The 25,129-nt window shown below is 68.4% G+C and carries 30 protein-coding genes and 1 tRNA gene; 19 read left to right on the plus strand and 12 right to left on the minus strand.

All coding sequences use genetic code 11. The features are described 5' to 3' along the window. Positions 1-45: 45 nt before the first annotated feature. From DEU35_RS13460 to DEU35_RS13475, 4 genes are all read left to right on the plus strand, one after another. Positions 46-966 (plus strand): ACP S-malonyltransferase, encoded by a 921-nt coding sequence (locus DEU35_RS13460; protein WP_116239801.1) that lies wholly within the window; start codon positions 46-48, stop codon positions 964-966. Next, positions 963-1,967, plus strand: coding sequence for a beta-ketoacyl-ACP synthase III (locus DEU35_RS13465; RefSeq protein ID WP_103209335.1), 1,005 nt, complete (start codon positions 963-965; stop codon positions 1,965-1,967). Before DEU35_RS13460 ends, DEU35_RS13465 begins: the two co-directional genes overlap by 4 nt. Positions 1,968-2,035: 68 nt before the next feature. Continuing rightward, positions 2,036-2,284, plus strand: coding sequence for an acyl carrier protein (locus DEU35_RS13470; protein WP_022880558.1), 249 nt, complete (start codon positions 2,036-2,038; stop codon positions 2,282-2,284). 68 nt (positions 2,285-2,352) lie between these two features. Next, the gene (locus DEU35_RS13475; protein WP_116239802.1) at positions 2,353-3,591 is read left to right on the plus strand and encodes a beta-ketoacyl synthase; all 1,239 of its coding nucleotides are present in this window, start codon (positions 2,353-2,355) and stop codon (positions 3,589-3,591) included. 154 nt (positions 3,592-3,745) lie between these two features. Here the strand turns inward: DEU35_RS13475 and DEU35_RS13480 are convergent, their stop codons facing one another. The 3 genes from DEU35_RS13480 to DEU35_RS13490 form a co-directional block, all read right to left on the minus strand. Continuing rightward, complete coding sequence (locus tag DEU35_RS13480; RefSeq protein ID WP_103209333.1) at positions 3,746-4,249, minus strand: DUF3145 domain-containing protein; 504 nt, start codon at positions 4,247-4,249, stop codon at positions 3,746-3,748. Positions 4,250-4,408: 159 nt separating this feature from the next. After that, positions 4,409-5,278 (minus strand): hemagglutinin, encoded by an 870-nt coding sequence (locus tag DEU35_RS13485; protein WP_103209331.1) that lies wholly within the window; start codon positions 5,276-5,278, stop codon positions 4,409-4,411. A gap of 77 nt (positions 5,279-5,355) precedes the next feature. After that, positions 5,356-5,892, minus strand: a complete 537-nt coding sequence (locus DEU35_RS13490; protein WP_116239804.1) for a hypothetical protein — start codon at positions 5,890-5,892, stop codon at positions 5,356-5,358. A 142-nt stretch (positions 5,893-6,034) separates the two neighbouring features. Between DEU35_RS13490 and DEU35_RS13495 the strand changes: the two genes are divergently transcribed. Both DEU35_RS13495 and DEU35_RS13500 read left to right on the plus strand, forming a co-directional pair. Then, positions 6,035-6,709 carry a response regulator transcription factor gene (locus DEU35_RS13495; RefSeq protein WP_116239805.1) on the plus strand — a complete coding sequence of 225 codons (675 nt, stop codon included), beginning with the start codon at positions 6,035-6,037 and terminating at the stop codon, positions 6,707-6,709. Positions 6,710-6,711: 2 nt separating this feature from the next. Further along, the gene (locus DEU35_RS13500; RefSeq protein ID WP_116239806.1) at positions 6,712-8,133 is read left to right on the plus strand and encodes a HAMP domain-containing sensor histidine kinase; all 1,422 of its coding nucleotides are present in this window, start codon (positions 6,712-6,714) and stop codon (positions 8,131-8,133) included. A gap of 23 nt (positions 8,134-8,156) precedes the next feature. On the opposite strand, the gene DEU35_RS13505 is transcribed toward DEU35_RS13500, so the two are convergent. Together DEU35_RS13505 and DEU35_RS13510 are read right to left on the minus strand one after the other, a co-directional pair. Further along, entirely contained in the window at positions 8,157-8,498 is a 342-nt protein-coding gene (locus DEU35_RS13505) for an ATP-dependent DNA ligase (protein ID WP_174799694.1), read from the minus strand. Between the two features lie 135 nt (positions 8,499-8,633). After that, the gene (locus DEU35_RS13510; RefSeq protein ID WP_116239807.1) at positions 8,634-9,251 is read right to left on the minus strand and encodes a TetR/AcrR family transcriptional regulator; all 618 of its coding nucleotides are present in this window, start codon (positions 9,249-9,251) and stop codon (positions 8,634-8,636) included. A gap of 110 nt (positions 9,252-9,361) precedes the next feature. On the opposite strand from DEU35_RS13510, the gene DEU35_RS13515 reads away from it, so the two are divergent. The 7 genes from DEU35_RS13515 (at position 9,362) to DEU35_RS13545 (ending at position 15,529) form a co-directional block, all read left to right on the plus strand. Continuing rightward, positions 9,362-9,958, plus strand: a complete 597-nt coding sequence (locus tag DEU35_RS13515; RefSeq protein WP_103209317.1) for a DUF6230 family protein — start codon at positions 9,362-9,364, stop codon at positions 9,956-9,958. A gap of 11 nt (positions 9,959-9,969) precedes the next feature. After that, positions 9,970-10,404, plus strand: a complete 435-nt coding sequence (locus DEU35_RS13520; RefSeq protein ID WP_220340856.1) for a DUF6114 domain-containing protein — start codon at positions 9,970-9,972, stop codon at positions 10,402-10,404. Then, the gene (locus tag DEU35_RS13525; RefSeq protein WP_116239808.1) at positions 10,401-11,147 is read left to right on the plus strand and encodes a hypothetical protein; all 747 of its coding nucleotides are present in this window, start codon (positions 10,401-10,403) and stop codon (positions 11,145-11,147) included. Before DEU35_RS13520 ends, DEU35_RS13525 begins: the two co-directional genes overlap by 4 nt. Positions 11,148-11,317: 170 nt before the next feature. Beyond that, positions 11,318-12,721: a hemolysin family protein gene (locus DEU35_RS13530; protein WP_116239809.1), complete on the plus strand. Its 1,404-nt coding sequence runs from the start codon at positions 11,318-11,320 to the stop codon at positions 12,719-12,721. Beyond that, entirely contained in the window at positions 12,718-13,740 is a 1,023-nt protein-coding gene (locus tag DEU35_RS13535) for a CNNM domain-containing protein (RefSeq protein ID WP_116239810.1), read from the plus strand. Before DEU35_RS13530 ends, DEU35_RS13535 begins: the two co-directional genes overlap by 4 nt. Positions 13,741-13,886: 146 nt before the next feature. After that, positions 13,887-14,705, plus strand: a complete 819-nt coding sequence (locus DEU35_RS13540; RefSeq protein WP_116239811.1) for an SDR family oxidoreductase — start codon at positions 13,887-13,889, stop codon at positions 14,703-14,705. Positions 14,706-15,172: 467 nt separating this feature from the next. Further along, positions 15,173-15,529 (plus strand): hypothetical protein, encoded by a 357-nt coding sequence (locus DEU35_RS13545; protein ID WP_147301877.1) that lies wholly within the window; start codon positions 15,173-15,175, stop codon positions 15,527-15,529. 59 nt (positions 15,530-15,588) lie between these two features. Here the strand turns inward: DEU35_RS13545 and DEU35_RS13550 are convergent. Beyond that, positions 15,589-15,662: transfer RNA gene (locus tag DEU35_RS13550), tRNA-Ile, on the minus strand. Between the two features lie 135 nt (positions 15,663-15,797). Here DEU35_RS13550 and DEU35_RS13555 point away from each other — a divergent pair. The 5 genes from DEU35_RS13555 (at position 15,798) to DEU35_RS16880 (ending at position 19,404) form a co-directional block, all read left to right on the plus strand. Further along, positions 15,798-16,088: a hypothetical protein gene (locus DEU35_RS13555; protein ID WP_103209307.1), complete on the plus strand. Its 291-nt coding sequence runs from the start codon at positions 15,798-15,800 to the stop codon at positions 16,086-16,088. Continuing rightward, entirely contained in the window at positions 16,085-17,674 is a 1,590-nt protein-coding gene (locus tag DEU35_RS13560; protein ID WP_116239814.1) for a hypothetical protein, read from the plus strand. Before DEU35_RS13555 ends, DEU35_RS13560 begins: the two co-directional genes overlap by 4 nt. Positions 17,675-17,678: 4 nt before the next feature. Next, positions 17,679-18,053, plus strand: coding sequence for a YbaB/EbfC family nucleoid-associated protein (locus tag DEU35_RS17565; RefSeq protein ID WP_116239815.1), 375 nt, complete (start codon positions 17,679-17,681; stop codon positions 18,051-18,053). Between the two features lie 286 nt (positions 18,054-18,339). Next, on the plus strand, positions 18,340-18,795 hold the full coding sequence (locus tag DEU35_RS13570) for a hypothetical protein (protein ID WP_116239816.1): 456 nt from the start codon (positions 18,340-18,342) through the stop codon (positions 18,793-18,795). 189 nt (positions 18,796-18,984) lie between these two features. Then, complete coding sequence (locus DEU35_RS16880) at positions 18,985-19,404, plus strand: hypothetical protein (RefSeq protein WP_147301878.1); 420 nt, start codon at positions 18,985-18,987, stop codon at positions 19,402-19,404. 92 nt (positions 19,405-19,496) lie between these two features. Here the strand turns inward: DEU35_RS16880 and DEU35_RS13580 are convergent, their stop codons facing one another. Further along, entirely contained in the window at positions 19,497-20,459 is a 963-nt protein-coding gene (locus tag DEU35_RS13580) for a DMT family transporter (protein WP_174799693.1), read from the minus strand. Between the two features lie 41 nt (positions 20,460-20,500). Between DEU35_RS13580 and def the strand changes: the two genes are divergently transcribed. After that, the gene (def, locus tag DEU35_RS13585; protein WP_116239817.1) at positions 20,501-21,067 is read left to right on the plus strand and encodes a peptide deformylase; all 567 of its coding nucleotides are present in this window, start codon (positions 20,501-20,503) and stop codon (positions 21,065-21,067) included. 24 nt (positions 21,068-21,091) lie between these two features. Here the strand turns inward: def and DEU35_RS13590 are convergent, their stop codons facing one another. The 5 genes from DEU35_RS13590 to glsA all read right to left on the minus strand — a co-directional run bounded on the left by DEU35_RS13590 (position 21,092) and on the right by glsA (position 25,109). Further along, positions 21,092-22,396 (minus strand): glutathionylspermidine synthase family protein, encoded by a 1,305-nt coding sequence (locus tag DEU35_RS13590; protein ID WP_116239818.1) that lies wholly within the window; start codon positions 22,394-22,396, stop codon positions 21,092-21,094. After that, positions 22,396-22,770: a tRNA-dihydrouridine synthase gene (locus DEU35_RS13595; RefSeq protein ID WP_103209293.1), complete on the minus strand. Its 375-nt coding sequence runs from the start codon at positions 22,768-22,770 to the stop codon at positions 22,396-22,398. The genes DEU35_RS13590 and DEU35_RS13595 overlap by 1 nt, the downstream gene beginning before the upstream one ends. 68 nt (positions 22,771-22,838) lie before the next feature. Beyond that, positions 22,839-23,507, minus strand: a complete 669-nt coding sequence (locus tag DEU35_RS13600) for a DUF4166 domain-containing protein (RefSeq protein ID WP_116239819.1) — start codon at positions 23,505-23,507, stop codon at positions 22,839-22,841. Continuing rightward, complete coding sequence (locus DEU35_RS13605) at positions 23,504-24,121, minus strand: SRPBCC family protein (protein WP_116239820.1); 618 nt, start codon at positions 24,119-24,121, stop codon at positions 23,504-23,506. The genes DEU35_RS13600 and DEU35_RS13605 overlap by 4 nt, the downstream gene beginning before the upstream one ends. A 55-nt stretch (positions 24,122-24,176) precedes the next feature. Beyond that, positions 24,177-25,109 carry a glutaminase A gene (glsA, locus tag DEU35_RS13610; protein ID WP_258873563.1) on the minus strand — a complete coding sequence of 311 codons (933 nt, stop codon included), beginning with the start codon at positions 25,107-25,109 and terminating at the stop codon, positions 24,177-24,179. Between the last annotated feature and the right edge of the window lie 20 nt (positions 25,110-25,129).

Consider the following 25,129-nt stretch of genomic DNA (forward strand, 5'->3'; position numbering starts at 1 on the left):
CGATATCTCCAGAAGCACGTGCCCGATCCTTGACAGGATGGAAGAGTGATCATCGCCGTCTTCCCCGGACAGGGTTCTCAGACCCCCGGGTTTCTCTCGCCATGGCTCGAGCTCGACGGGGCGCGTGAGCGTCTCGCCGCCTACTCCGAGCAGGCGGGCGTCGACCTCATCGCTGCCGGCACCGAGTGGGACGCCGACCGCATCCGCGATACGAGCGTGGCGCAGCCGCTGATCGTGGCGGCAAGCCTGCTCTCGTGGGGTGCTCTCGGTGACCGCTCCAGCTCGTCGGTCAGCGGTGTCGCGGGGCACTCCGTCGGCGAGATCGCCGCGCTGGCGGCATCCGGTGTGCTCTCCGACGATGACGCGCTGCGTCTGGTCGGACTCCGCGGCCGCGCGATGGCCGAGGCCGCCGCCGCGGTCGAGACCGGCATGAGCGCCGTCGTGGGCGGGGACGAGCAGGCGGTGCTCGAGCGGCTCGACGCTCTGGGCCTCACCCCCGCCAACTACAACGGCGGCGGTCAGATCGTGGCGGCCGGTGAACTCCCGGCATTGGCGGAACTCGCCTCCGAGGCGCCGCGCGGTGCGCGTGTCATCCCGCTGCAGGTCGCGGGAGCGTTCCACACCCGTTTCATGGAGCCCGCCGTCGAGACCCTCCGCGCCGCCGCCGCCGACGTCGCGGTCTCCGAGCCGAGCACGACGCTGTGGACGAACTCCGACGGCTCCGTCGTCTCCGACGGGCGCCGCGCCCTCGACCTCGTCGTCGCCCAGGTAGCGTCCCCCGTGCGGTGGGACCGCTGCATGGCCTCATTCGCTGAGCACGGCGTGACCGGCATCATCGAGATGTCCCCCGCCGGCGCCCTCACCGGACTCGCCAAGCGCGCCCTCCGCGGCACCCCGACCGTCGCGGTCAAGACCCCCGACGACCTCGACGCGGCCGTCTCCCTGCTGAAAGAAGACCAGGCATGAGCACTCCCATCCTCCGCCAGCTGCAGGGGCCCGCGCACACGCGCATCTACTCGTACGGAGCCGCCCGCGGCGAGAACTTCGTGCCGAACGACGACCTCGTCGGCCCGATCGACTCGAGCGACGAGTGGATCCGCCAGCGCACCGGGATCGTCACGCGTGTTCGCGCGAACAAAGAGACGGATGCCATCGACCTGGCCACCACGGCCGCGCGCGAGGCGGTCGAGAAGTCGGGCGTGGCGCCCGAAGACATCGACGCCGTGATCGTGGCGACCATCAGCAACCCCAAGCAGACTCCGTCCGCCTCGGCCATCGTGGCCGACCGGATCGGTGCGAACCCCGCCGCCGCCTACGACCTCAACGCCGCGTGTGCGGGCTTCGCCTACGGAGTCGGTCAGGCCGACGCGCTCGTGCGGGCCGGTCTCGCGAAGCACGTCGTCGTGGTCGGCGCCGAGAAGCTCAGCGACGTCGTCGATCCCACCGATCGCAGCATCTCGTTCCTGCTCGGCGACGGCGCGGGCGCCGTGGTCGTGGGCCCGAGCGACACCCCCGGTATCGGCCCCACCATCTGGGGCTCGGACGGCTCGAAGGCGGATGCCGTGGGCATGAACGCCACCCTGACCGACTTCCGCGACGGCGTCGCGGCCTGGCCGACCCTGCGCCAAGAGGGTCCCACGGTCTTCCGCTGGGCCGTCTGGGAGATGGTGAAGGTCGCGCGCCAGGCCATCGAGGCCGCGGGTATCGAGCCCGCCGACCTCGCCGCGTTCGTGCCGCACCAGGCGAACATGCGCATCATCGACGAGTTCGCGAAGCAGCTCGGGCTGCCCGAGACCGTCGTCATCGGTCGCGACATCGAGACCACGGGCAACACGTCCGCGGCATCCATCCCCCTCGCCACCCACCGCCTGCTCGAGGAACACCCCGAGCTCAGCGGCGGCCTCGCGCTGCAGATCGGCTTCGGAGCCGGACTGGTGTTCGGCGCGCAGGTCGTCGTGCTGCCCTGACGCAGCGCCGTCGAACTCTAGACTGATCGGGGCCCGACAGGCCCCGCCCCCAAGAAACAGGAGACATCATGGCATTCACCAACGACGAGGTTCTCGCCGGCCTTGCCGAGCTCATCACCGACGAGACGGGCATTTCGGCCGACGAGGTCGCGCTCGAGAAGTCCTTCACCGACGACCTCGACATCGACTCCATCTCGATGATGACGATCGTGGTCAACGCCGAAGAGAAGTTCGGTGTCACCATTCCCGACGACGAGGTCAAGAACCTCAAGACCGTCGGCGACGCCGTGACTTTCATCACGTCGAACCAGTCCTGACACCTCCCGGTGGGGGCTCCGGCCCCCACCGGTCACGACCTGTCGGCCGCACCAAGGATTTCTCGCTCATGAGCACACCCCGCATCGTCGTCACCGGCATCGGAGCCACTTCGCCCATCGGCGGCACGGCGCCCGAGAGCTGGTCCGCCCTGCTCGCCGGAACCTCCGGCGCCCGTTCCCTCGAGCACGAGTGGGTCGAGCAGTACAACCTGCCCGTCACCTTCGCCGCCGAGGCCCTGGTGCGCCCGGAGACCGTGCTCGAGCGCCCCGTCGCCAAGCGCCTCGACCCTTCGTCTCAGCTCGCGATGGTCGCGGCGAAAGAGGCCTGGGAAGACGCCGGTTCCCCCGACATCGACCCCGACCGTCTCGGCGTCGACTTCGCGACCGGTATCGGTGGCGTCTGGACGCTGCTCGACGCGTGGGACACCCTGCGCGAGAAGGGCCCGCGGCGTGTCATGCCGATGACGGTGCCCATGCTCATGCCCAACGCGGCGGCCGGCAACCTCTCCCTCCATTTCAATGCCCGCGCGTTCGCCCGCACGGTCGCCTCGGCCTGCGCCTCGAGCACCGAGTCGATCGTGAACGCCGTGCAGCACATCCGCGACGGCCTGGCCGACGTGGTGATCGCCGGCGGCACGGAGTCGGCGATCCACCCGATCACGATCGCCTCGTTCGCGTCGATGCAGGCGCTGTCGAAGCGCAACGACTCCCCCGAGACGGCGTCCCGCCCGGCCAGCATCGACCGCGACGGCTTCGTCATGGGCGAGGGCGCCGGCGTCCTCATCCTCGAGACCGAGGAGCATGCCAAGGCTCGCGGGGCGAAGATCTACGCCTCGATCGTGGGCGGCGGCGTGACGGCCGACTCGTACCACATCACGGCGAACGACCCCGAGGGTCATGGCGCCGCGCGCGCCGTGCACATGGCACTCGAGATGGCCGGAGCGTCGGTCGACGACGTCACCCACATCAATGCGCACGCCACCTCGACCCCCGTGGGCGATCCGAACGAGTACAAGGCGCTTCGCGCCGTGTTCGGCGACCGTGTCGACGAGATCCCCGTGTCGGCCACCAAGGCCTCCACCGGTCACCTGCTCGGTGGGACAGGTGCTCTCGAAGCGATCTTCACCGTGCTGGCGCTGCAGAATCGTGTCGCTCCGCCGACGATCAACCTGACCGAACAGGACCCCGAGGTTCCGTTCGCGCTTTCGGGTTTGCCCGTCGAGCTCGGCGCCGGCGATCAGCTTGCGATCAGCAACTCCTTCGGCTTCGGCGGGCACAATGCCGTCGTCGCCATCGCCTCGGTCTGAGCGCGATCTCTGCTCCGACGAAAGCCCCCTGGCATCCCTCCGACTGCGATCGGGGATGCCAGGGGGCTCTCATCTCGTCAGGTGAGGGATACGCGGTCCCGGTGCCGGGTGTGGTCACCGACCTCCGGTAGTGGCGCCTCCCCCGCTGACGGTCTCATCCGACCTTGTGCAGCCACACGATCTGCTGGTCGTCGCCGGCGTGGCGGAAGGGTTCGAGCTCTTCATCCCAGGCGGAGCCCAGGGCGACATCGAGTTCGCGTTGCAGCTCGAAGGGATCGCCCGCGGCGACCTCCATCGCGTAGCGCACGCGGTCCTCGGCGATGACGACGTTGCCGGCGGAGTCGGTCTGGGCGAAGTGGATGCCGAGACCCGGTGTGTGCATCCAGCGGGCACCATCGCTTCGCGGCGTCGGGTCTTCGCTCACCTCGAAACGAAGGTGTTCCCAGCCGCGGATCGCACTCGCCAGCGCCGCGCCGGAGCCGACTGGCCCCTCCCAGTAGAACTCCGCACGACGGCTGCCCGTGAGTACGGGCTGCTCGGTCCAATCGAAGTTGACGGCGCGGCCGAGGGCACGTCCCACCGCCCACTCGAGGTGGGGGCACAACGCGCGGGGCGCGGAGTGGATCAGGATCACTCCGCGCGAAGACGTGATCGCCATGATTTCTCCTTCGTCAGGTACGTCTTCCCCTACGACCTGTGATGGAGTGCCGGCGATTGTTCGGTTGTCCGGCAATTATCGCCCCTGCATAACGAAATCACAACACTGTGATTTCCCCGCACCTCCCGCGTGTCGGGTCGCGCCCTTAGCCGGACTCGATCATCCGAACCACAGCGCCCAGTAGAGCGCGAAATTGCGATTGCCGTACGCCGAACAGGCGTCGCCGGTCCCCCACCGCGCGGCGAGGGCGGCGGCGTTCGGCTGGTACGGCGTGTAGTTGTACAACGCTGCGGTGGCGGCATTGGCGATGGTCACGTCGGACCCACCGCACGAGGGATCGGGAGAGTAGGCGAGGTAGTGCGTACCCGGTTGCCGCATGAAGTCCGACGCACTGTACGACTTCAGGTCGGTCGCCGCCTGGGCCACCTGCGCCCCGAAGCCGGCGGCCCCGGCATCGCATGGAGCGGTGTCGGGGCACCGGGCGCCCATTGCCGCACCGAGCTGCGCGGGCGAGGGCGCACGGGCGGTGCGCCCCGAGATGAGGCTCTGCTCCTTCTGGAGAGTGACCAGCAGAACCTTCGCCGAGATCCCGCACGCCCGCTGCAGACGGTCGATGATCTGGGCGGCAGTGAGCACGCCCCCGTCATACCCCTCGCAGATCGTTCGCCCCGTGGCGTCGGAGACGATCGGCCCCCGGGCCGGGAGCTCGGAACGCAGAAGAGACAGACAGGCGTCGTTTCGGCACTCCCCCACCTGGTCGTCGAGGAACGCCTGGATCTGGTCGGCGGTGAGAGCGTCACCGTCGTAGAACTGGTCGTCGTCGATGAGGTGGCCCGGATCGAACGACGTGAGGTCGATGGCCTCGCGTCGCGCCTCGGTGTTCCACGCGGTGGCCAGTGAGACGAGCGGGACGACCGCGAGGACGACGAGGCCGACGAGCACCGCCGCTACCGCAGCGAACGCGAGGCGTCGCCGCCGGATCAGTCGATCCCGAGGTGTGCGACGGCGCCGCGTGCGTGTTCTCGCCACCCGTCGATCGTGCCTCACCGCGCTGACCGCGCGCTGCACGCGAGGGGCGTGGCGCGGCGGTCAGCGCGGAGCGCGGGTCAACTTCCCGGCGTGGCGGGAGGCGTCGGCGCGGTTCCGTCGGCCGGCGGGGTCGGAGCCGTGCCGTCCGTGGGCGGCGCGGGCGGCGTGGGCTTCTGCCCGTCGGCCGGCGGGGTGGGGGCGGTCCCCTCGGCGGGCGGTGCGGGCTTGGAGGCATCGCCCTTCGGAGCGCCCGGGCCGCCGGGGCCGCACTCGGCCGGTCCCTTGCCGCCACCGGGGGCAACGGGAGCCGTGCCGTCGGCAGGAGGGGTGGGAGCCGTTCCGTCGGCGGGGGCGGAGGGGGTCGAGCCCGGGGTGGGGGCCGTACTGCCGGCGCCGGTCGAGCCGCCGTCGGCGCTCGGCGCCGAGGTCGTCGAGGCCGCGAGGGGGCCGGTTCCGCTGCTCTGCGCCGCGAGGGCGGCGGTTCCCCCGGTCAGGCCTGCGGCCACGATCACGGCGCCGGCGATCAGCGCTGGTCCGCGCCACGAGCGGCGGCGGGGTTCGGGAGTCTCCTCCTGACGCGGCAGCGGCAGGGTGGGGTTGTCGTCTTTCATCATTCTCTTCCCGTCCGGTGTCGGTCACCGGCTCTGAGACCAGACTTCGAGCCGGGACTGAAGCGAACCTGAAGTCGGATCCCCCGCCCGCCACGCATACGCAAGCCATAACCCGCATTCAGCCCGCGACCGTATCGTCGCTCGGATGTCCCATGCTGCCCGCGTGCTCGTCCTCGACGACGACGAGACGATCCGCGTCGCCGTCACCACGGCCCTGCGCGCCGATGGTTTCGTCGCAGAGGCGGCCCCGGACGGCACGGATCTCAGTGAGAGACTGGCGTCTTTCCGCCCCGACCTCGTGATCATCGACTGGATGATGCCCGGGCCGAGCGGCATCCGGTTGCTCCCGACCGTGCGAGCCGCGGGCGACACGGCGGTGATCATGCTGACCGCGCGGGATGAGGTGGACGATCGTCTCCGCGGGTTCGCCGAAGGGGCCGACGACTACGTCGTGAAGCCGTTCACCATGGCCGAACTCGTTGCACGGAGTTCAGCGGTGCTGCGGCGACGCGGGCGGCTGCCGCAGACGGTGTCCGTGGCCGATCTCGTGGTGGATCCGGATGCCGCGACCGCACATCGAGGTGGGGTGTCGCTCGAGCTCACGGCCACCGAGTTCCGCCTGCTGCAGCTGCTCGCGGAGAGTCGCGGACGGACCCTCTCCAAGGCGCAGATCCTCACCCAGGTGTGGGGGTACGAGGATTACGACCCGAACCTGGTCGAGGTGCACCTGAGCGCCCTGCGACGCAAGATGGAGCAGCGCGGGCCGCGGCTGATCCACACCGTCCGCGGCATGGGATACCGCCTGAGCGAGGAACGGTGAGCGTGTCGCCGCCGCTGAAGTCGGGGTCGCTGCGCCGGCGCACGATCGTCGCGGTCGTGGTCCTCGTCGCTCTGCTGCTCGTCGTGCTCTCCGTCGTCGTGGACGTGGCACTGGGCGCACGCCTCCGCGGCCAGATCGAGGAGCGCCTTCGCGATCGCGCGGCTGCCGCCGCGTCGCTCGTGGGAACGGTCGACGATGCGGATCTCGCCGAGCGGCTGTCGGATCAGGGGCTCGCCGTCCGTATCGTCGGCGCAAGCGGGGACTCGGTGGTCGCCGGTCCCAGCCCCGAGCAGCTGCGCGACGCTCCCCCGGGTGGACCCGGTGGCCCCGGCGCGGGGCCCGCTGCCCGGTCGACGCCACAGCCGACCGCATCGAGCGATGTGAGCGTCGTCGCCTCCGAGGTCACGGGCGACGACGACCTCGTCACGCTCCGCTCGACGCTCAGCGACGGCTCCACCTTGACGCTGACGGCATCGGCCGCCGGCATCGGTGACACGCTCGCCCAGGTGCGCTGGATCATGGCGCTGTCGTCCATCGGTGTCCTCGTCCTGGCCGCGGGCGCGGTGACTCTCGTCGTGCGCCGAAGCCTGCGGCCCCTCGACCAGGTCTCTCGTGTCGCTCGCGCGATCGGCTCCGGCGAGCGGCAACGGCGTCTTCACCCCACCCGGTCCGACACCGAGATCGGGCGCGTCGCCACCGCCCTCGACGACATGCTCGACGACGTGGTGGGCGCCGAGCAGGCCGCTCGAGACGCCGAGCAGCGCCTTCGTGCGTTCCTCTCGGACGCAGCGCACGAGTTGCGCACGCCGGTCGCCGGCATCCGTGCCGCGGCCGACACGCTGGTACGTGCCGACCTCGACGGACCCGAGCGCGAGATGCTCGCCGCACACGTCGCGCGAGAGGCGGCACGGGCCTCGCGCCTCGTCGACGACCTGTTGACCATGGCCCGCGTCGATCGCGGTCTCGAGCTCTCTCGCGCCGTCCTCGACCTGCGTTCGCTCGTCGAGGCCGAGGTGCACCGGGTCCCGCTCGTTCACCCCTCGCTGCGGGTTCGGGCCCTGCTTCCGGATGCCGCTGTCCCAGTGCACGCCGACCCCGACCGACTCGCGCAGGTGCTTTCGAATCTGGTCGAGAACGCGTCGCGAGCGACCGGGCGAACCGGACATGTCACCCTGGCGGTCTCGACGCGCGGCGAGGACGCGGTGGTGTCCGTCGCCGATGACGGGCCGGGTGTCGCGCCGGCCGATCGCGAGCGCATCTTCGAGCGCCTCGTTCGTCTGGACGCGGCACGGGCGGCATCCGGCGGGGTGGGACTCGGTCTGCCGATCGCGCGCGGAATCGCCCGGGCGCACGGCGGCGACGTACGGTGCGTCGACACCGAGCACGGCGCCCGGTTTGAGGTCACTCTGCCGTCGCAAGGGTGAGGAGCGGGGACGCCCCTCCGCGCTCAGGCCGAGCGCCCGCCGACCGGCTGCCGAGGCGGCGTCGTGGTCACCGGGGCGATGCCGGCGGCGGTCAGTGTCAGCCCGTCGGCGCCACTCGCATCGTGCATCATCTGATCCACGAGCGCGCGGTCGATCGCCGGCTCCCGTCCACCGTAGAACTGCATGACGAGCGCATTAGAGGCGTGTATCCAGAGGCTGGCCTGTCGCACGCCTTCGTTGACGGGCAGCTGCAGCATGAAGCCCTCGTTGCGTCGTAGCTTGTTCATCACGACGATGCGGAGGTGCGCGAGGATGCGGTCGTCGATGTCGAACGACGCACGGTCACGGTAAATGAGACGTCCCATCACAGGTCCTTTTCCGGCTCGACGAATCGAACCTTGTTTCTGGGGGACCGCGCTGGGGCGCAGCAATGGGGGCTCTCCCATTGTGCCACCCATCACCTACAGGGGGGGCGTTGGGCGAGCGGACGCCCGGCGGGATCACTTCCGAGGCGGCGAGGGGACGGCGTCCCCCGTCACGGAGGCCAGGACGCCGAAGGCCGATCGAGAGAGGAAGGCGACGATCTCCGCCGCGGGCATCTCGGTGCCGAGGGCGAGTTCGACGAGAACCTCCTCGGCGAAGTTCACCCACGAACGAAGCGCCACACGCAGCAGCGGGGACTCTTCCGCCCCGAGTTCGAGGAATCCGTCCGTGACCCAGCCCGCGGTGACGTCGCGGGCACGGTCGACTTCGTGCCGCACCTCGGGGTCGCCCGAGGCGACGCCTCGGACGAGCGAGTAGAAAGTGCCGCGGTGCTCGCGGACGAAGGCGACGATGCGGGTGAGCGTGTCGTCGAGACGCTCACGCGGGCCGAGGTCGTCACGCGGAACGGATGCCGCGAGGAGCGCTGCGGCAGCCGTGATCACGACCTCCCGGTGCAGGCCCTGGCGGGAGCCGAAGTAGTGGAACAGCAGCCCGCGCGAGACGCCGACTCGTTGCGACAGGACCTCCATCGTGAGGTCGTCGAGGGGCTTCTCGGCGAGGAATGCGACTCCCGAGGCGACGAGCTGGGCGCGCCGCTGGTCCGGCGTGAGGCGCGTGCGGCGATCGCTCGACATGAGGAAACTCTAACGAAGCGATGCCGGACCAATCTATTGACACACTGTCAATGAGGCGTAGCCTGGGCTCGCTCGGCGCCGTCGCCGGGCTTGCTTAAGCAGGAGGATCGATGAAGTTCCGCAGCCTGACCCGCTCCCGTACCGGCCGGGTGGCCCTCGCCACCGTTCCCGTGGCCGCCGTCGCGAGCCTTCTTCTCACCGGCGTCGCCCAGGGCGCCGTGCCGGTTTCGTTCGCCGTCTCCGGCAGCCAGTTCCAGATCAGCGCGTCGCAGCTCGAAGGCACCGGCTTCTCGCAGTACGCGGGCGTCACGAACGACACCGCGGGCGGCCAGCACAACGTCGCCATCGCGAATATCAAGTCCGCCACCCTCGCCGACCTCTGTCAGTCGGTCGTCAGCGACACTCCCCTGGGCAAGGTGGGCGTCCTCATCACCGCCGGAGGCGGCGGTGCCCCGGCCTCGGCCTCCGACCTCCAGATCGGCATGACCGGGTTGAAGGGCGACTCCTCGTTCGGCAACATCCGCATCGGCGTCGACGCGTCGACGGTCAACACGTCGGCGAAGGGCACCGCGGGTGATTTCGCTCAGGATGCCGACACCATCTCCATCAAGGGTCTGCAGCAGACAGCCTGGAGTACGCAGGCCTCGGTGTTCACCCTCACCGGCATGAAGCTCGAGCTGACCGACGGCTCGAAGACCTGCTTCTGATCGGAGTAGCCATGACCCCCTCCGACATGCTCGCTCGAGCGCGCTTTCACGAGTGGCGCCGCAGCCGTCCCCTGGTGGGCGGACTCCTCGTCGCGCTCGGCGGTGTCGAGATGTTCTTTTCCAGCCAGCTCGACATCGGGCGACTGCACATCCAGCTCGGGATCGAGGGGCTTCAGGCCACGGTGATCCCCGTCGTTCTCGTGCTGCTCGGCATCCTGCTCATCCTCATGCCGGCGCACCGCATCTTCTACGGTGTCATCGCCTTGGCAGTTGCGGTGTACTCGCTGGTCGGTGTCAATCTCGGCGGTTTCCTGCTCGGGATGCTGTTGAGCGCGGTGGGCGGGATCATCGCCGTATCGTGGGCGCCGGCTCGTGCAGAGTCGGATGCCGCTCCTCCGTCGCGTATCGAGGAGGCGGAGAACGCGTCGACGGGGGTCGAGCGATGAAGCGGGTCCGGGCCGCGGCCGCGCTGACCGCGGCGATGCTGGTGCTCGGCGGGGCGACGGGAGCGGGAGCCGCGTGGGCGGACGACGGACTGCGCCCGGCCCGCCTGTGCATTCCGATCCTGTTTCCCTGCAGCGCCCCCACGCCCGCCCCCACATCGACGCCGACTCCCACCCCGACACCGGGGCTCACCCTTCCCGGCCTGCCGGCAGTTCCCGATGCGGGATCCTCGGCACCCGGTGCGCCGTCTACGCCCGCACCCTCGGTACCGCCCGCCGACGAAGGGACGACGCCGCCGGCACAGGCGGCCGTCGCCGATCGGGATGCTCCCGTCTTCACGCAACCGTCGGCACAGCTCGGGGCGCAGTCGCTATCGTTCCGCGGCATCCCGCTCGTCAGCGTCGTCACGGTGCCGCTGGCCGATGGTACGCGCATCACCGCGTTGAAAATGACGGCGGATCAGATCACGATCGAGGGGTTCGCGCTGACGGTTCGGCGCGAGACGGGACCTGCGCTGGTCACGACCGCCGACCGCATGACGCTGTCGGGGCACGTGTCTGTGTACCTGAACTCGCTGTCGGCCACCACCGCGGACGGCAAGACTCTCACTCTCGGGGCCGACACTCCCCCGCCGGCAGACGGCATCGCGCCGGGCCTGGCGCGACTGACTCTGGGGTTGGTGGGAACCACGGCCGACTCGATCGTGTACACGAACACCGACCAGAAGATCACCGAGGCAGGGTGATCGCGCAGTCGGGGTGAATCCCCAGCCTCGCGGGGTTCCCGCTCGATAAAGTCGGTGCGATCACTGATCATCGACCCACGAGAGAGAAAATCCGTGAGCCATCACCGCACCTCCACCGACCAGGAGGGCCGATCTTCGAGCCCCCTCTTCCAGAGAGGGGGTGAGATCTGATGCTGGCTGCGGCCCTGACACTGCTGTTGGGCATCGTCGTGACTCTGGCGATCATCGTCGCCTGCGGCTTCTTCGTCGCACAGGAGTTCGCCTACATGTCCGTCGACCGGTCGCGGATGGCGGCGAAGGCCGAGAAGGGCGACGCGCAGGCCAAGCGCGTGCTGGCGATCACCAAGCGCACCTCCTTCATGCTGTCGGGTGCCCAGCTGGGCATCACCGTCACGGGCCTTCTGATCGGCTACGTGGCCGAACCGCTGATCGGTGAGTCGCTCGGTACGCTCCTCGGCGGGGTCGGCATCGACCCGGCCGTCTCGGTACTCATCGGCACCATCGGCGCCCTGCTCCTGGCCACCGTCGTCACGATGATCTTCGGAGAGCTGTACCCGAAGAACCTGGCCATTGCGAGCCCCGAGCCCCTGGCCCGTGCGCTGGCCGTGCCGACGCGCATCTACCTGCTGCTTTTCGGCTGGCTCATCACCGTGTTCGATGTGGCCGCCAACGCCCTGCTACGCCTGCTGCGCATCGAGCCGCTCGAAGACGTCGACGAGAGCGCCACCGCGCGCGACCTCGAAGCGATCATCGAGGAGTCGCGCGTGAGCGGCGACCTGCCCGACGACCTGTCGATGATCATCGACCGCATCCTCGATTTCCCGCAGCGCGACGTCGAGCATGCGATGGTGCCGCGCTCCCAGGTGGGTTCGGTGAGCCCCGACACCACGGTCGGCGAGGTTCGCGCGCTCATGGCAACCGGTCACACCCGCTACCCCGTGATCGGCGACGAAGACTCTCCCGTCGGCGTCGTCGAACTGATCGATGTCCTCCGCGAGCAGCCCGCGGACGATGCCCCCGTGGCCTCCGTCATGCGCGCCGCCGTCGTGATTCCGACCTCGATGCTTCTGCCCGTCGCCCTCGACCGCATGCGCCGTTCGCGGAACGAGCTCGCCTGCGTCGTCGACGAATACGGCAATTTCGACGGCATCCTGACGATCGAAGACCTGACCGAAGAGGTCATCGGCGAGCTGTCCGACGAGCACGACGTCGAGGTCGCCGAGGTCTCGGCCGACGGAGACCATGCCTGGACGGTCCCCGGCGACCTGCACCTCGACGAGCTCGAGCGCCTGATCGGTCTCGACCTCGCCGTCAGCGACGTCGAGACCGTGGCCGGACTCGTGATCGAGACCCACGGGGATCTTCCGGCCGTCGGGACGATTGTGCGGATCGACCTTCCCGAGCGGGCGTCCGAGACGGTGCAGGGGCTCGACATCGAGCGCTGGCTCGCCGTCGAGGTCGTCGAGGTGGACCGGCACGTCCCCTCTCAACTCACGGTCCACCTGCACGAGGTGGATCGGGATGCCGATGCCGCCGACGAAGCTCCTGCCGTCGATGAGGAGGTGGCCCGATGAACGGCTGGACCGTCGCGCTCATCACCACCGCGCTGATCATCGCGAGCGCGTTCTTCGTCATCGTGGAGTTCGCTCTGCTCGCCGCTCGTCGGCACCGTCTCGAAGAGGAGGCCGCCACCAGCGCCTCGGCGCGTGCCGCCCTTCGCGGGGTCAACGAGCTGACCGTCATGCTGGCGTTCGCGCAGCTCGGCATCACGGCATGTACCTTCCTGCTCGGTGCCATCACCAAGCCCGCGATCGACTACGCGTTGGCGCCGGCCTTCGAGGCCTGGGGCCTGCCCTACGTGCTCGCCGACATCATCGCGTTCATGCTCGCGCTGATCGTCGTGACCTTCCTGCACCTCGTGATCGGCGAGATGGCGCCGAAGTCGTGGGCGATCGCGCATCCCGAGACCGCGGCGAAAGCCACCGGCATCCTCGCCCGCGCTCTCACCTGGCCGCTGCGTCCGTTCCTGCTGTGGATCAACCACATCGCGAACCGCCTCGTGAAGGCCTCGGGCGTCGAGCCGGTCGACAAGGCCGCCGCGGGCGGACAGGACGCCGACACGATCCGCGAGCTCGTGGCGCACTCACGTCAGGCGGGCACGCTCGAGAAGCAGTACTCCGAGCCGATCGCACAGGCGATCGCGCTCGGCACCCTGACCGTGGGTGACATCGTCCGCACCGACCGTTCCCCCACGAGCGTGCCCGCAGATGCCACGGTGGCCGACGTCCAGGCCGTCGCCGCCTCGTCTACGCACTTGCGCATCCTCGTCGGTTCGGGCGCCTCGTCGCGCGTCGCGCACGTGCGCGACGCGCTGACGGTCGACCCGGCTACGCCGGCGCTCGAGATCGCCCGCGATCCGCTGGTTCTCGAGCCCACGGCATCCGCGTACGACGCCCTTGCACGGATGCGCCGCGGTCGTGTGCAGCTGGCGACGGTGGTCGAGGGTGAGAGTCTGCTCGGTGTCGTGACGCTCGATGACCTTCTGCGCGAGATCCTGCCCGGGCCGGGAGAGCTGGCGACCGCCGCTCGTTGACCCTCGTGTCGCGAAGGCCCCGTCCGTTCATCGCGGGCGGGGCTTTCCGATGGTGGCGCGAGCGTGGGGTGTCAACCCGAGGAGTTTCTGATCGCCGCGGCGTACCGTCGCCCGCGTTCACCCCCACATCTCTTCGGAGGACACTCATGAGCAAGACCTGGTTCATCACCGGCGCATCAAAGGGCTTCGGCCGCGAATGGGCCGAGGCAGCCCTCGAACGCGGCGACAACGTCGCGGGCACCGCCCGCAACCTCGACGACGTGAAAGAGCTGGTCGACGGTTACCCCGACACGTTCTTCCCCCTTCAGCTCGACGTGACCGACCGCTCCGCCGACGTCGACGCCGTGAAGAAAGCACACGAGAAGTTCGGTCAGCTCGATGTCGTCGTCAACAACGCCGGCTACGGGCACTTCGGCATGGTCGAGGAGCTGACCGAGGACGAGGTGCGCGCGCAGCTCGAGACCAACTTCTTCGGCGCCCTCTGGGTCACGCAGGCGGCCCTGCCGATCATGCGCGCGCAGGGCTCGGGCCACATCATCCAGGTGTCGAGCATCGGCGGCATCAGCGCGTTCCCGACTGTCGGCGCCTATCACGCGTCCAAGTGGGCGCTCGAGGGGCTGTCGCAGTCTCTTTCGCAGGAGGTTGCCGGCTTCGGCATCCACGTGACCCTCATCGAGCCCGGCGGGTACTCGACCGACTGGTCGGGCCCCTCTGCTCAGCGCAGCGACGAGATCGACGCCTACGCCGACGTGCGAGAGCAGGCGGCCAAGCGCCCCTCTGCTGCCGACCCCGGCAAGCCCGAGGCGACGCGCGCGGCGATCTTGAAGGTGGTGGATGCCGAGAACCCGCCGCTGCGCATCTTCTTCGGCAAAGCGCCGCTCGGAATCGCTGAGCGCGACTACGAGTCGCGGCTGCAGACGTGGCGCGAGTGGCAGCCGGTCTCGGAGGAGGCGCACGGCTCGTAGGACGGACGGCGTCGGTTTCGGAGATCGTTCCGGGGCGCGGACCGTGCACCGGGGGCGTCTTACGACACCCCTTTGCACGGATCGCGCCCCGCTGTCGTCGGCTTTCGACAGGTGCCTGCTGCGGGTTGACGTGTTCGCGGCAATTCGGGCACCGGGCGCAGCGTCGACGGCCCCTCCCGGCGTGGTGACGCTCTCTTTTCGCGGACGCACGACTGTGCTCGCACGGCACCTGTCTGAGCGTTACGCTTGCGTTGAGATCGGGGTGGGTCACCGGGACGGGCGATAGGAACGCGGCCCATGACTGCCGGTACGCACCGATCGCACGGGGTACCTTGCGGCCTTACGGCAGTTGCCGTCGGGCTCACCATGGTCACATTCGCCCCGCCACCGCAGTGAGGCTCATGGGCACGTCCGACTTTGGCATTCGTCGCCCGTGCGGTCGTTCCGCACGCCGCTAGGGTCGGGGCATGACGTCGCCCGCCCTGCCCCCGCAGCAGCCGCCTTTCCTACCGCCGCCGTTGCCGGCGGTGACGAACGGAACCGCTATCGCCGCCGTCGTGCTGGGCCCGATCGCGGTGCTCAACGCGGCGTTCGTCCCCCTGCCCTACCTCGTCGTCGTCGCGATCTTCACCGCGTTTCCGCTAGCGGTGGCGACGATCATCCTGGGCCACCTCGGACTCCGGACAGCCGGGCGTTACGGGGTGGGTCGGGCTCTGGCCGTTATCGGGTTGATCTGCGGCTACCTCGCCCTCGGGGTGATCCTGTCCACAGCGGCCACGTTCTTCTCGCTGTTCCTGCTCTCCCGGCCGTCGATGGTCGGCTGACCAGGTTCGTCGCCCCGAGAAGGACCCCCGACCAGGTGATCCCGGCCGGGGGTCTCGCGTAGGGCGGGTGGGACTTGAACCCACGATCGTCGGGTTATGAGCCCGCTGCCTTGACCAGCTTGGCCACCGCCCCCAGCGACGTCGAGCCTACCGTCATCCGGTTATCCACAGGTGGTGAGCATTCCTGCGAAGCGGCGAGGGCTTTCGCTATGGTGTTGGCAAAGCTGACACGAGCGGGGGCCCCGTGGCGGGAAGAACGCACATCATCATGGACACCGACGTCCTGGCAGAACAGGCGTCAACGTTAGGACGCGTAAGCGATTCGCTGGATGCCGCGGCGTCCGCCGCCGGAACGCCGCTTCCTGGCTCGGCATTCGGCGTTCTGGCGTCGGGAATCGTCGTCGGAGCTGCGAACGGTCTTGCGAGCAACACCGCGCAGTTGCTGTCGAGCGCAAGAGAGCTCGTTGCGACGATGCAGAAGGGCGTGCAGGTCGCACGCGAGTCGTTCGACGAGGTCGAGGAACAGGCCGTCGCGGTGATGCAGGAGTTCGAGTCGTGAGCGGCGCTGCCGCCGTCGCTGCGCAGCTGCGCAGCGAGTCGTGGGCCGGAGGGGCGTCACGCTCGTCGGGTGGAGGGTGCGACGGCATCCCCGGTTTCGCAGGCTGGCTGATCACCTACGTGCAGCCACTCCCCCAGTGGATGGACGAACTGCAGGGCGACCCGGGCGCCATATCCCTGCGCTCGTCGGAGTGGCGCACGGTCGAGTCGTCGGTGTCGGAGGTGACCCTCGACCTCGCGTCCGCCGCGCGGGCTCTCGACGACCTCGATGGCCGGACTGTGCGGGCCCTTCGCCAGCGGTACGAAGACGTCTCGAGGGTGTTGACGGACGTGCAGGACTGGGCGGGTGCCGCGTCGTCTGCGCTGGCCCTCGCCTCGACTCTGGTCACCGCCTGCCGCGACGCGATCTGCGGCCTGCTGAACGCCCTGGCGCGTTTGGCGGATTCGTTGACCAGCTTCACCCTGAACCCGTTCGACAAGCTCGACGCCATCCGCGAGTTCGCGGACGCGGCGTGGGACATCATCGTGTTGGCGCGGGACCTGATCGAGCAGCTCCTCACGGCGCTCGGGCAGCTGGGCCGTCTGCTCGGGGAGCTTGGGCCGATCGTCGGTGACGGCTTGGTCGTCCTCCAGGATCTCCTGGGTCGCATGCTGCCGGGCATCGCAGCGTTCGTCGGGGGCCCGGTTGGGTACCTCCTCGGAACAGGGCTTGGCGACATGCTTAAAGCGGACCCGTCGGTGGGCGAGCTTGATCCGAGCGCCGCTAGTGACGATCAGGCGTACGAAGAACTCATGAAGCGGGGTTCGATCTCGTCGCCCGGTGATCTCATTGAGGGCAATGGATTGATCGATCGCATCAGCGGTAAAGACCAGACAGCGGTGAGTATCTCCACGATCCGGAGGCCTGACGGGTCTACTTACACGTTGGTCAATCTGCCCTCGACCCTGGACTGGGGCATTCTGAAGGGCATCCTCGGCGACGATCCCTTGGGGGACTCGTTGAAGGACTATGCCCCACTCAACGACCTCGACAGCAACATCGCCCTTGTCTTGATGGATAACCCCATTATCCGCACGCAGTATGAGCGCGCGGTTCAGAAGATGATGGAAGATGCAGGGGTACCCCCCGGGTCGGACGTAGTGTGGTCCGGGTTCAGCCAAGGGGGGATCATGGCCGGAAATCTTGGCGCCGACTCGTCTTCGCCGTACAACACGATCGGGGTCGTCACGAATGGCTCCCCCACGGAGCAATACGACATTCCGAGTCATATTCCAGTACTGCAGGTTGAACACGTCTCGGACCCCGTCCCGAAGCTCGATGGCCGAGCACCTGTCGACTGGAATGCAGATGTCGTCAACGGTCCGCTAGGGCCGAGCGTGGTGGTCGCCGGAACCGTGCCCAAGAACATCGACTGGGTTGTCTTGTCTGATCCGGGCGGTTCCATCGACCCCAACAAGACGCACAACGCCGACACGTACACCTCTGACTTCAGGGACTACCTCTCGAACGGCGGGAATCTGAAAAACGACTGGACCTTCCTCAATGGCACGGTAGAAGAGGTTTACGTCGGAAAGTCTGGAGAGTGAAAGTATGGACTTCAGTATTGACGAACGGGTTGAAGCAGCGCGTGCCCGTCTAGAAACGCAGTTCGCTGCAGCTGCCATTGCCAGAGAACGTGCCGATGGTGCTATGGAAGAGCTGCGGTCCGTGTCGGAGACCATTCGAAGCGAGGGCGGAGAATGCACCGTCACATCCGCCGCAGACGGAAAGATCCTAGATGTCACCCTCGCCAGCGGCTTTCGTACTGATGCCCGGCTTTCGTCGGTCCTCACAGAAACCATCTCCCGCGCGCAGGCAGCGGCACGGTCCGAGGCTGCGGATCGCGCGTCGACAATGTTCGGCGAGTCTTTCCCGCTCGTTTCTGGGCTTCGAAAGGGGTCAGATGAACGGGGGGCGGCTCGATGAGCGGGCGACTCGACGTCCAACTCGGTTCGCTCGCTGACCACGCGCAGAACCTCGATGCGCAGGCGGCCCAGCTGGAATCGGTGGCAACCCAGCTTCAAACGGCTATCGCGGCGTTGAATGCGCAGACCAGCGGTGAAGCCACGGATGCCGCAGTTTCGTCGAGTACGCGGGCGATGATAGAGACCCGCGCTCGTGCAGCTCGCCTCAGTCGGAACGCGGCGACGATCCGCACTCTCGCGGATGTTTACGAATCGTGCGACCTCGCTGGCGCACGAGCTTTGGGGGAATGATGGGCGTCAACACTGTGCGTGCGGGATTGACCCTTCTGACGGTAACGCTCTTGTTCGGACTGACCGCCTGCTTCGGCGGGCCCAGCGCCGGCGACAAGGAGGCGCAGCTCACAGCGGCGCTCGAATCCGCGGGTAGCGGTGTCGTGGGCGCGAAAGTGGTTACTACCCCCTCTGCCGCGGGTGGCTTGACCGTCACAGTGAAACTCTCCTCCGACGGTCTGGAGTCGGGCGGCCGCGAGGTCGCCGCCGCGACCCTGACACGCATCCTCGCGGTTACGGCAGACAACGCTGCAGACATGAAAGTGACCAGTCTGTATCTTTACGCCGACGACGATTCCGGGAAAGACCTATCGTTCCGAGATGCCGCGACGGAGCTCGGACTTCAAAAGTCACTCAACGGCGACTCGCTGACGCTTGTAGCGGAGGAATGGACCTCCTACGCCGGGAAGTGACCGCGAGCCAAGGAAGATGATGCGATTATGAGCACGTGGACCGGCGTATGTGGCGATGATCACGGCCCTCGGGATGGCGCTGACGGGGTGCTTCCCGTTGGGGCCATCGCTTGACACCCGGGCAGCCGCGTTGGTGGACGAACTCGAGCACAGCAGTCTCGGTATCTCGCGGGCAGACGTCCTCGCGCCATGGTGCTGGTCGCTACATACACAACCTTGATCGCCGGTTGTGTCGGCTTCGGACCCACCGGGCAGCAGCGTGCGGACCAGTTAGCGGCGCAACGTGAGTCGAGTAACGTTGGTGTTCGCGAGGCGACTGCGGACTACACAGCATCGATCTCGAGCACAATGGTCCTGCGCGTCACCCTGGATGACTCGGATGACGAATGGGGGGTCGTGTCCGCGGAAACGTTGCGGCCAATCCTCGCGGCCATCGGTCGCGGCACAGAAGACATGCGCTTAGGATCCATGGATCTCTTGGCAAAGGACCCGGAAGGTCAGGACGTGTCACTCGCCTCTGCCGCAGGCGAGCTTGGTTTGAAAGACGCTGTGCAGGGCAAGTTGCTCGGGCTCCTGCAGTCCGATCTGCGAGACATCAGGGAATGGTGACCGCTCTGCTTCGGCGCTATCCCGTTTGAGGAGCGCCACTCCGCGATCGACCAGCGGTACAGCTCCAGGCGCGCCACGTCCCCTCGAACGGCCTACTTCACCCGAGGCTTCGCCGGCTTCCCATCCGCCGTCACCTGAGGGTGGTGCTTGGTCAACTGGATCACTCCCCACGTCGCGATCGCACCGGCAATCACGAAACCGATGAGCGCCCACGCGGGGGCCGTCGACGCCTCGCCGAGCACCAGAAGGCCGATCAACACAGCAACGATCGGGTCGATCACGGTGAGACCCGCGATGACGAGGTCGGGCGGGCCGACCGAGTATGCCGTCTGCACGAAGTAGGCGCCCACGGCGACGGCGGCGAGCAGCGCGACCAGGCACAGCATCGTCAGCCACTCGAAGTTGCCCGCCTGTGCCCGACTGATGACGACCTTGGCGAGCGTCGCGACGAAACCATAGATCACGCCTGCGGCCATGATGTAGAACAGCGCCTGAGCGCGACGGCGCACCAGCACCCAGAACACACCGAACACGATGACGACGACGGCCAGGATGCCGAGGATGATCCACAGTTCGCGCTCGGTGACCACGTGTTCGGTGGCGAAGAACGCGGCGATCGTGACGAAGATGAAAATGCCGCCGACGCACAGCGCGATCGCGATGAGCGACTGCCGCGTCGGCTTCTGCCCCGAGACGCGGGCGTTCAGCACCGTCGTGATGACGAGGGCGATGGCCCCGAGCGGCTGCACGAGGATCAGCGGGGCCACCGACAGCGCTGAGAGCTGGCACACGATCGCCAGGCCCAGCATGACCGTGCCCGCAACCCACGAGGGACGCGTCAACAGAGACGTGAGCTGCTTGCGTGAGAGGCCACCGGTGGTCTTGCCCGAGAGGCGCTCGACCTTCTGCACTCCCCGGTGCTGATACTGCGCGCCGAACGACATGAACACCGCGCCGAGAAGGGCCAGCGGAATGCCGAGCAGGATACGTGGGTCGCGGAAGACACCGACGAGTTGGTCGATTCCGTCGCTGAGGGTGGCATCGAGCGGGATCACCCTCCGACGATAGCCCGCCGCCCCCTGGATAGGCTGGTGACGTGGCCGTACTCCCGATTCGCATCATGGGTGATCCCGTGCTGCACGCTCCCGCTGCCCGCGTCGACGAGATCACCGATGAGGTGCGCGCGCTTGTCGCCGACATGTTCGAGACGATGGACGCCGCCCCCGGTGTGGGCCTCGCGGCTCCGCAGGTCGGTGTCGGACTCCGCATTTTCACGTACACGTACGAAGACGATGAGGGTCAGCCGTGGCGCGGCGTGGTCATCAATCCCGAGCTGTGGATCCGTCCGATGGAACCGGGCTACCCCGACCCCGACGAAGAGAGCGAGGGGTGCCTGTCGTTCCCCGGCGAGCGCTTTCCGCTGCGCCGGTCCGAGGCGGCGCTGCTCACCGGCACCGATCTCGACGGCCACGCGGTCCGTATCGAGGTCACGGGCTGGCGGGCACGCATCCTGCAGCACGAGTTCGATCACCTCGACGGCATCCTGTACGTGGATCGTCTCGACGAGGAAGACGGCCGGGTCGCGGCGAAGATCGCGAAGAAGCGCAAGTGGGGCAAACCCGGTATCTCGTGGATGCCGGGTGTCGACGACATCGACGCGTGAGCGAGCTCGAGAGGGGCGGCGCGGTCAGCTCTCGATGATGTTCGGGGCGAAGCGGCAGTAGTAGTCGGTGATGGGGCCGTCGGACTCGCGGATGCCGACTCCGAACGCCTCGTCGTTGATGACCCACGAACCGAGCACGGGGTGATTGCTCCCATTGCTTCCCGGGAAGTCGGGGAGCTCGTGGTACTCCTGCCAAACGCGCTCCCGTCCGGTGCCCTCTCGCCGGTACTCCTGGCCGTTCGAGATGACGCTGCCGTCACGGCGGTGTACCCGGATGCCGTCTCCCTCTCGACCGAAGACGGGTTTGACGACGAAGTCGGTCATGCCGTTCGGCCCGTCGGCGTAGGCGGGCAGCAGGTTGGGGTGGCCGGGGAACAGCCGCCAGAGGGCGACGAGGAGGAGCTTGTTCGAGAGGAACATCTTCCACGCCGGTTCGTACCAGCGGCCGAAGAGTCCTCGCCCCGCAATGAGCAGCGCCCCGAACTCCTGGTCGCCGGCGACGCGGTCCTCCCCCGAGACGAGGTCCTCCCAGGGGTAGAGCTTGAAGAGGTTGCGGATGACGGGGTACTGCGTGCCCGGGGTGTCACCCGGCAGCGCCGCGATGCTGCGCGAGGAACCCCACGGCTCCGGCACGCCCACGAACTGTCGCGCGCCGTGGTGCCAGCCGATCTCCTTCATCTCGATGCCGGTGTGCTCCCAACCGGCCTCGCCCGCGAGATCACGCATGTAGGCGACGGTGTCCCAGTCCTCGCCGTAGGTGTCGGCATCCGAGTGCGCAACGAACAGGCGTCCGCCCTCGCCTTCTTCGAGCGAGCGGTGGAGAAGAGTGCGCCAGCGCTCCACCAGGGCCTCGTGCAGGCCGTTCCACTGATCGGTGTCGGCGGGAAGCGCCCCGCTCCTGAGCCGGTCCTGCAGCCAGAACCACTGGGTGACCGAGGCCTCGATCAGACCGGTCGGGGTGTCGCCGTTGTACTCGAGCATCTTCGCGGGTGATCCGTCACCGGCGTAGGCGAGGTCGAAACGGGCGTAGACGTCGGGTTCGTTCTGCTCGAGCGACCACTGGGCGAGCTCGAACGCCTTCGGGCTGAGCCCGAGGTGACCGAGTTCACCGGATGCCATGTACCTGGCGGCCTCGAGACTCATCCGATGCAGTTCTTCGGTTTGCTTCTCGAGCTCCTCGACCTCCGGGAGCGTGAAGACGTACGCAGCGCCGTCGTTCCAGTAGTCGACCGCCGTGCCATCGTCGCGGATGGAGTGCGAGTAGATGAGTCCGGACTGCTTGATGGTGCGCTCCCAGTCAGGGCGCGGATCGAGCTCGACGCGCCGCATCAGCTGCCGTGGCTTCCGTCGGAGCCCGAACCGCCGAAGCCGCCGCGCGAGACGCTGGCACCGTCGCTCGAGATGCCACGTGCCGCGGTCTTGCCCGACGGGAGGCTGTCGGCACCACCGGTCGCGGGCTGGCCGACAGCGGGTACCGTGCGACTGCTCGAACCCAATGGCAGGTAGTACCAGTGCGCGCTGCCGCCGTGATTGTTGCAGTCGTCATCGGGGAGGCGCTTCTCGGTGGAGTTGTCGCGGCAGATCTGGGCGTAGTCCTCCGAGACGTTCGTTCCCTGGCCGCACCCGGTGAGGGTGGCGGCGAGCGCGGCGACGACGCCGACGGTGACGGTGCGCGAGGCGCGGCGACGCACGACGGGCTGCATGGGGACTCCTTCGGAAGGACCGGACCGGCGTGGGGGCGCCGTCATTCTCGCATTCGCGAGCGTGTGGATCAGGTGCGTGATTCGTGTCGCCGGGGGAACACGTGCGGCGGGGCGTTGGAGGCCGGCATCCATTCGCAGGTGAAGCTCCCGCGGTACCCGAACAGGAAACCGAGTCGGTCGTTGTCGACGCGCATGTCGACGTGGAAGCGGCCGTCGCCCTCGTCGAAGCGTTCGCGGAGGGTGGCGCGACCGCTGAAAAGCATCGGGAAACGGAATCCGACCGGTCCCTCGTAGAAGCGTTGCTCCCCCGAACGGAGGAGCAGGCCGCCGTCGTCGTCGACCTGCAGGTCGAGGTCGACGGCGAGGTGCTGGTGTGTGCCGAGGTAGTCGATCACCCTGCCCTCGTGGGAGATCATCGTCGCGTCGAACCGGGCCGGTCGGCCGGCGACCTCGTACTCCCGCACGAAGGTGACCGTCTCGCGGCCGAAGGGGTCGAGGTAGGGGCTGTTCCAGATGGTGAAGGGAACGTTCGTGCCCACCGTCGGCACGAGGATGTTGCGCAGTTTGCCGAACTGGAGGAACGGGACGGTCCACCAGGGACCGCGGCGGATCTCGCTCATCACGCCGTGGCCGACACACGCCTGACCCTCGTCGAGGCCGACGCCGAAGCGTCGCCGCATCATCGGGTGCAGGCGGTCGAAGTCGGATCCCATCGCCCGCGCGAAGATCGACGTCATCGCGTGCCTCCCGGCGCGGGCAGCGCCGCGAGCGTGGCGGGAGCGTCGTCGAGGGCGCGCCGTCGATGCGGGGGCACCCGCTCGCAGCGCGAGGCACGTGGGCGGTCTCCACGCCAGAACGCGAGGGCGTGCCACAGCGCGTACCGTTCGGGCTCGACGCCGGTCTCGAGCCACAGGCGCAAGCGGTCGAAGCTCCACGCGGTCGCCCAGCCCACGATCGGACGAACGATCACGTCGAGCGGGCCCCACCCGGCCGCGTAGTCGTACCCGGTTGAGAAGCGGATGCCGTCGTCCACCGGCTCGTAGCGCCAGTAGCCGCGCCCATCGCGCAGCGGTGACAGCCGGTCATGCGTCGTGAACCTCAGGGCGGAGGTGCGGGTGCCATCGGGCCGAGACGTCTCGCCGATGCTGATGCCGTCGCCGCGGACGGTGTGCACGGGCGTCCGCCGTTCATAGACGAACCGCGCGGCACCGTCCGGCGTGCTCGTGGTGGGTGTGATCCTCGAGAAGCGGACATCCCATCGCACGTGCTGGGACGGGTCCTGAGTGGCCGTCCACACCTCGTCGAGCGTCGCGCGGATGGTCGTCGCAACGTAGATCCCCCGTGCCCCCATGGCGCCAGCCTAGGCCGAACGCCCGGTCCCTCCCCATATCGCGGGGCGGGTGTCGTCAGCGCGACGCGAAGGAGTGCAGGGCGAGGTCATCGCTCAAGGCTTCGCTCGCGAGGCGTCCACGCACGCTCGTCCCCTGTTCGTCGAGCGGCGGGCTCACCACCGCGGCGCCGAGACGCCCGGGAGCCGACAGCACGATCGCCCCCGAGACACTGGACTTCGCCGGTACGCCGACGGCGCGCATCCACCGACCGGAGCCGTCGTAGACGCCGCAGGTCGCCATGACCGAGATGACATCCCGCGCGACCCGTTCGGGAACCACTCGTTCCCCCGTGCGCGGGTTCACACCCCCGCACGCCAATGTCGCACCCATGACGGCGAGGGTTTCGGCATCCACGATCGTCGCGCATGACCGCGCGTACACGGCGACCGTGTCGTCGGCCGAGGGCTCGAGGGTGCCCTCTGCGCGCATGAGGTGGGCGAGGGCGTGATTGCGGTCGCCGAGGAGGTGTTCGTTGTGGGCCACGTCTTCGTCGACCTCGAGCTCGCGTCCGGCGAAGGCCGCGAGCCCGCGGGCGATGCGGGCACTGCGCGACTCGGGGTCCGAGCCCTCGACGAGCGAAGCGGTCAGCAGGGCACCGGCATTGACCATGGGATTGGGGGGTCGGCCCGTGCCGCTCTCGAGTTTGATCGCGTCGAACGACTCCCCCGTTGGCTCGATGCCGACTCGATCGAGAGCCGCGCCGTCGGTGTCGAGCAGCGCGAGAGCGAACAGGAACGGCTTGACCGCCGACTGCACGCTGAACGAGACGGTGGCCTGTCGACTCGACCGGATCGAGCCGTCGGGCAGAGCGAGCGCGAGGGCGCAGAGGTCGGGGTCGGCGTCGGCGAGTTGGGGGATGCTGTCGTCGACCTTTCCCCCGCGCTCGGGCAGCAGGCGGGTCCGCGCAGCGTCGAGGTCGTACGAGCGCGGGTCGGGAGGCGAGATCACTCCCCTAGCCTCGCAGCCAC

The sequence above is a fragment of the Microbacterium sp. AG157 genome, from assembly GCF_003385695.1.
Taxonomy (GTDB): domain Bacteria; phylum Actinomycetota; class Actinomycetes; order Actinomycetales; family Microbacteriaceae; genus Microbacterium; species Microbacterium testaceum.